This window comes from Kitasatospora sp. MBT63 (assembly GCF_000710465.2).
Lineage (GTDB): Bacteria > Actinomycetota > Actinomycetes > Streptomycetales > Streptomycetaceae > Kitasatospora.
In genome coordinates, this window is the sequence record NZ_JAIZ01000684.1 from 1 (window position 1) to 910 (window position 910).

Here is a 910-nt window from a genome sequence, read left to right on the forward strand (position 1 = left end):
GGGCCGGGGGTCGGGGGGCCGTCCTCGGGCGTCCTGGTGTCGCCGTCGCCCTGCCGGCCCAGCTTCGGCACGTCCGCTCCTCGCCGCCCCTGGTGGCCGCGCCGGCCACGGTCCGTTCCCGTCTGCCCCCACCTTGCCCGATCGAACGGCCCGATGCATATGTACGGGGCGGTGGACCTGCGGTTACGTCTGGGACTCGGCGGCGCGCGGGCGCCTGGCGCGGGCCAGTTCGAACAGCACCGGGAGCACCGAGAGCAGCACGATGCCGAGGCAGATGAACTCGATGTTGTCCCGGACGAAGGCGATCCGGCCGAGGAAGTAGCCGAGCACGGTGATCCCGGCGCCCCAGAGCACGCCGCCGATCACGTTGTAGAGGACGAAGGTGCGGTAGGTCATCCGTCCGACGCCGGCGATGACCGGGGTGAAGGTGCGGATCACCGGGACGAAGCGGGCCAGCACGATCGCCTTCGGCCCGTGCCGCTCGAAGAAGGCGCCGGCCTTGGCCACGTTCTCCTGCTTGAACAGCCGGGAGTCGGTGCGCCGGAACAGCCCGGGCCCGACCTTCCGCCCGAACGCGTAGCCGACCTGGTCGCCGGCGACCGCGGCGGCCACCACCAGCAGGCAGACCAGCCAGAGCGGCTGGGGCAGCAGCCGTCCGCCGGCGACCAGCAGTCCGGTGGTGAACAGCAGTGAGTCGCCGGGCAGGAAGAAGCCGATCAGCAGGCCGGACTCGGCGAAGACCACGGCGAGGATGCCGATCAGGCCGAAGGTCGAGATCAGGGTGGTCGGGTCGAGCCAGGACGGGCCGAGGGCGAGGCTGGTCACGGTAGGGGTACTCCCACGAAGGTCGACTCTTGGCAATGGAATGGTAAAGCATTTGCCAAGTCGACCCCTCCGGCGCCCGCTGTCC

At 70.7% G+C, this 910-nt stretch carries 1 protein-coding gene; it reads right to left on the reverse strand.

Features of this window, described 5'->3' with window-relative positions; genetic code table 11:
* Positions 1-183: 183 nt before the first annotated feature.
* Positions 184-825 (reverse strand): DedA family protein, encoded by a 642-nt coding sequence (locus AA75_RS35880; RefSeq protein WP_051814032.1) that lies wholly within the window; start codon positions 823-825, stop codon positions 184-186.
* Positions 826-910 lie beyond the last annotated feature (85 nt).